Below are 5,369 nucleotides of genomic sequence, written 5' to 3'. Positions count from 1 at the left end.
GGTTCCCTGCCTTGATTTGTATCGTGTGATACTAATCGCTGGGACATATAAACAGTTATGAGGATGGTCAGGAGTGCGCTCCTTTGTATTCAACCAAGGGGTTGAAGTCCCCACCAGGCGGTTATTTCAGGTATTTCAACCTTATTTCATGCCTGAACGTCTCGCAATTAGGGGTCGAGATAGACCTCACGGTCTACCCCTCCCATTCAAAACCGTGCTTGCGAGTTTCCCAGCACACGGCTCCTAGTTTGACTGCCTCCTTGTTAAGAGTACAGCATCATCTCTTCATCAAGAGCTGTTTTATCATCGTGACAGTGGCGATGTAATAATTGGAGATTATTGTATTCATCCTTTCCGCCTTGGCTTCTAGGTACAATGTGGTCTACTTCAATTAAATCTGATGGGGTAAAGTATTGTCCACACCAGGTACATCTACCTTTTTGTTTTTTGAGTAGTTTTGCTACCCTATTTGGTGTATCGATTGCTTGTCCTTTTCTGGTTGCCCAGTAGGTCCAATTTCCGTCGTATGGTGTTGCTTCAGGGCGTACTAGGGTATGTCTGACAATCGGTGTGTAATTATGTTTCCATAATTGATGACCGTCCTTGGTTTGGAATAGCCACTTTTCGTGTCTTTCTTTCCCATTGCTAAGTTTAACCATTCCATGACTGAAATAGTTACTTAGTTTTTCGTAACTTGCCCTTTCGCATCTTGATATTGTCCATGCCCGTAACATGCGCCAGATTATTGCATCTAGCTTATTGAAGGTCTCCACTGAGACTACCGCTGAATAATAATTTGACCATCCCCGAATAATCGGATTTAATCTGCTAATCAGGGCTGATTGAGGTGCTGTTCTATGTTGTTTGATTACACCTTTAATCACTTCTGTGTGGGCTTTAACTGCTTTGTTGCTGGGTTTTATGAGGGTTTTATGTCCGATTAATCGGCTTGCTGCCCCACCTGTCTTCCCAGATTTATACTTTCCTACAGTATATTGCCTGATATTAAATCCTAGAAAATCAAACCCCGGTTCCTCAATCTTTCCACTATACTCAATAGGCTTGAGTGTGTGACATATTCTGGTCTTTTCAGGTTTTATTTCTAGTCCTACAGGTTTTAGCCATTCAGAAATAGCAGTCTTGCACTGTTCAATAATTTCTAGTGATGGAGATATCACTACAAAATCATCGGCATATCTTATTAGGGTGGCTTTCACTTTAACCCCTTTTGTTTTGGGATACATTGTTTCAATTAACCTAGCCATTCCATCCAGTGCGATGTTAGCTAGGAGTGGACTTATTACCCCTCCTTGGGGTGTCCCTGCTTCTGTATCCTCAAATACACCGTTGTCTAATACACCCGCTTTGAGCCATTGTTTTAGGTCTCTTTTTAGGCAGCTTGGACAATGAATTTTGGACAGTAGGTAATCATGGTTTATTCGGTCAAAGCATTTTGCTATATCAGCGTCAAGAACATAGTATTGTCCTTGATTTGTGGCATTGTAAATTCTACCAATTGCGTCCTGGGCTGACCGTCCGGGTCGGAACCCGTAGCTAGTGCCTTCAAATCTCGATTCCCATTCAGGTTCGAGAGCCGACTTAACCAAGGCTTGCCTTGCTCTATCTTGGATTGTGGGAATTCCCAACGGGCGTTTTTCATCCCTACCGGGTTTTGGTATCCACACTCTTCTAAGTGCTTTTGCTTTGAGATTTCCTTTGATTCTCTCAGTCAGTTCAAACCTTTGTTTAGGGGAAATTGCGATAATTCCATCCACTCCGGCTGTTTTCTTTCCTTGATTGTCTTGGGTCACTCGCCGCACTGCTAAGAGCCGGGCGTAATATGATTTCACCAGTAGACGTTGCAACCTTCTTACCTTTGCATCTTGTCCCGATTTAGCTGCTTGGAATATACTCTTTTGGAGCTTGAAAACTTTCCGTTGAACCTTAGTCCATGGGATTGTCTTCCATGCGTTGTTCGTAGTCTTGATTGGTCTGGGTTTCCCAAATCCTTTCTTTAAACTCGCTATCGCCATTTGTACACCTACTAGACTCTATCCTTACAATCAAACCGTAACCTGTTAGCATATCCCTACCATTACAGTAGGGCGTTGGCTTCTGGTTACATCTCACATCCTCTAGGACTTGCGCTTACATTTGTCACTACTGATATCTCGACCAGATAATCAGAGTCCAGGAGGACTTAAAACGTTCCGTTTATATGGGCATTCCATCTTTAGATTTGTCCTTTCCACCGGGGTACTTTTAAAGGTCTGTATAGGTAGTACTAAGAGCCCCCTATTTTTCCCCTTGCTCTTTTGAGCGCAGCGTATCAACCTATTTCGCTACTTTATAATTACGGTGGTTCAAGCCGGACATTCGGTTTCCCTAATCATGGATGGTTGGCAGTGGTCTCGATTCTGGTGTTGGGTTGCACCTCGGAGCCTTCCGTTCCCCGCTTCAATCCTGGGGTTATGATTCCCAAAACTGGGGGTGGCTACCGCCGTTACTCTCTTCGCAATTATTAAGGAATCGTTAAGATTTCCGATTTTGCGTTTTGACCTTGAGTTCCCTGCCTTGTTTTGTATATTTCTATACCAAACTTTGGGACATATAAACAGTTGTGGGATGGTCAGGGTATGAGTTCCTTATATTTCACCAAGGGGTGAAAGTCCCACTAGGAAGTTATTTCAGGCATTTCAGCCTTATTTGATTCCTAAACGTCTCGCACCYCAGTTTTTATAATACAGTTGTCTGGCTTGTTTGGGGATGTCGGAAGCGGGGTAATGGAGTCCGAGAAATGGCTCTAATTCTGGTTGTTTGTCTTCGGCTACGACAATGCCACTGCCATCAGTTTCAAACCGATAAATCATGACGCGAGCGTATTCGGTGAATTGGCGAATTTCCTGGGCTAAAAATTGGGCGGATTACTCGAAACTATTTTTATTTTCAATACTCGGAAAGGATGATTGAATTTGTGCATAGATGCTATAAGCGCGGTGGGGTTGTGTGGGAATATGGGGTTCTAACTCTAAGATTAATACATTCTGATGTCGATGGACAATGGCGGTTAATTTTTGAGGGTTATTGTGATAATTTAATTCGATGTAAATGGGTTTGGAGTATTTGAGGTCATGAGAGGTCAGAGATAGGGAGATTTTTTGAAATGCTGTGGGGGTGAATACTTGGCTTAAAGTTTTGCCGACGACGGCCTCTACTTCCTGGCCTAAAAATAGTTAAGTATTACAACTGGCTTGTAAAATGATGAGTTCTGGTTCCTGGAGAACTAGCAAACAACCGTGAGATTGAATCTTACCGGGAATATGGATGGGTTCACGATCGCAATTACTGAGATCAACAGATGTTAAGGGAAAATTTTCGACTGTATCCACTATTTAATTAACTCCTAGTTGTTAATAATAAAAGTAACCAAGCATTAGCCCGGATGATTTGTGATCATAAAATTGTCCATAGACCCTAACATATTATGTACCGAACAACTTATATTGGCAATCAGTGATAAGTATTTCGGCGCAACCACATCAAGTTAAACTCTGAGATTTATAATTAGGTGTGACTTCAGCGCCCAATACTATGCTTGACCTAACTCAACTGGCTCGCCAAATGCAGGGGATGAGTAAACACTTGACCCGTGAAGCCCAAGCCGCCCGCGATCGCCTAAAAGCAGCACAAAACCTGCTGACAGAAGCCCAAAAGCATCAAGAAGAATTGATCGAAAGCCTGAATTACTGGGTAGATCGGATTCCTTTTCACCCCGCGATTCCCATAGAGCCATTAGATAGCTGTTTCACGATTCAAGCACCACCCGCCGCCCATACAGTTTTTGCCACAGACGGGTCCCAAATCGCCCCTAACGCCCACGAAATCGCCTATTGTTATCTAATCAATATCGGTAGGGTTGTCCTCCATTATGGTCAAAGTCGCCACCCGATCCTTGATAGTGTTCCCGAAATTTTTTATCGTCCCGAAGACCTTTATATTTCGCGTCAGTGGGGTATTCGGACAGAGGAATGGATGGGCTACCAACGCACCATTTCGGAAGCGATCGCCCTCGCGGAAACAGCTCGGGAGATTGCTACGATTGGTGGGGACAACCTTAACCCGGCTCTGGCTTTAGTGGATGGTTCCCTAGTTTACTGGTTTTTAGAAACATTACCAGTAGAAGCGCGCGATCGCATTATCGCACCGATTTTAGAAGCCTGGGATATGATTAAAGTGTCTGGTATTCCGATGATGGGTTATGTCAGCGCTTCTCGCAGTAGCGAAACTATTTCGTTTCTGAGATTGCAAGCGTGTCCCTATAATGAACCTGATTGTGTGCGAAATTGCCCAGATTTCGGTCAGGTGGACAAAAAAGGCAAGATTAAACAAGCCCCCTGTCAAATTTCTGAACCTCTGCGAGATACGGTGCTATGGTCTAATTATCTGAAACCGGGACAGCGCAGCCCCCTCTGGCGATCGCGATCGCGTATTTTAGATTATTATGATTTTGATTCCATCTACTTCTGTTATGTGAATGTGGGCACGGAAATCGCTAGAATTGAATGTCCGGCTTGGGTAGCTGAAAATACCGAACAATTTGAGTTAGCTTTATCAATTATGTTAGCCCAAGTTTATAAAGGCTATGGCTACCCGGTGGCTTTAGCGGAAGCCCACAATCAAGCGGTGGTGAGAGGAGGCGATCGCACTCGGTTTTTTGCTATGCTAGAAGACCAAATGATTCGCGCCGGACTCCCTAATGTGGGCATCTCCTACAAAGAAGCACGCAAACGCGGAAGTATTGCTTAACAAACCTGTGATTATGTCTGAACCATCTGATAGCAATTTACCCCCAGAACCTTCTCCGGCTTCCCAAAAAGCACCCTGGGAATATGTTACTGAGCCTTTCAAAAAATTGTGGAAAATCGGGAAAGTCAGTGATAGAATTGGAGACTGGTTTAATGTTAGTGACAGCGAAGTTGCTGAGATTTTGGAGCGCGTCCGGGCTGAACTTCCAACTACAGAAGCGCTGCTAATTGGGAAACCTCAAGCGGGTAAAAGTTCCATTGTTCGGGGATTAACAGGAGTTGCGGCGGAAATTGTCGGCCAGGGATTTAAGCCCCACACCCAAAACACTCAACGATATGCTTACCCTTCCGGGGATCTACCTTTACTGATTTTTACGGATACGGTGGGACTGGGGGATATTAATCAAGATACGGATGAGTTGGTGGCGGAGTTGGTGGAGAATTTACAGGAGGAAAGTCGCGGCGCACGGGTGCTAATTTTGACGGTTAAAATTAATGATTTCGCTACGGATACCCTGCGAACTATTGCGACTACTTTACGCAAAAAATACCCTGATTTACCCT

General features: G+C 44.1%; 5 protein-coding genes and 1 pseudogene. 2 read left to right on the top strand and 4 right to left on the bottom strand.

The annotated features are described in order from the left end of the window. Nucleotides 1-263: 263 nt before the first annotated feature. The 4 genes and pseudogenes from ltrA to B9T16_RS25315 form a co-directional block, all read right to left on the bottom strand. Complete coding sequence (gene ltrA / locus B9T16_RS25330) at nt 264-1,958, bottom strand: group II intron reverse transcriptase/maturase (RefSeq protein WP_410246065.1); 1,695 nt, start codon at nt 1,956-1,958, stop codon at nt 264-266. Next, nucleotides 1,945-2,085 (bottom strand): hypothetical protein, encoded by a 141-nt coding sequence (locus B9T16_RS25325; protein WP_410246066.1) that lies wholly within the window; start codon nt 2,083-2,085, stop codon nt 1,945-1,947. Before B9T16_RS25325 ends, ltrA begins: the two co-directional genes overlap by 14 nt. Before the next feature lie 617 nt (nt 2,086-2,702). Continuing rightward, nucleotides 2,703-2,870 (bottom strand): hypothetical protein, encoded by a 168-nt coding sequence (locus B9T16_RS25320; protein WP_410246064.1) that lies wholly within the window; start codon nt 2,868-2,870, stop codon nt 2,703-2,705. 54 nt (nt 2,871-2,924) lie between these two features. Next, nucleotides 2,925-3,389, bottom strand: a pseudogene (locus tag B9T16_RS25315) (hypothetical protein). 202 nt (nt 3,390-3,591) lie between these two features. Between B9T16_RS25315 and B9T16_RS25310 the strand changes: the two are divergent. Both B9T16_RS25310 and B9T16_RS25305 read left to right on the top strand, forming a co-directional pair. Further along, a complete protein-coding gene (locus B9T16_RS25310; protein ID WP_014274026.1) occupies nt 3,592-4,806 on the top strand; it encodes a DNA double-strand break repair nuclease NurA in 1,215 nt (404 codons plus the stop codon). A 13-nt stretch (nt 4,807-4,819) separates the two neighbouring features. Then, the coding region (locus tag B9T16_RS25305) for a GTPase family protein (protein WP_410246063.1) at nt 4,820-5,369 on the top strand (550 nt) is incomplete at its 3' end.

Source organism: Arthrospira sp. PCC 8006, from assembly GCF_046480465.1.
Lineage (GTDB): Bacteria > Cyanobacteriota > Cyanobacteriia > Cyanobacteriales > Microcoleaceae > Limnospira > Limnospira platensis.
The sequence above is the reverse complement of the archived record's forward strand: the minus strand, read 5'-3'. Positions and strand labels throughout refer to the sequence as shown.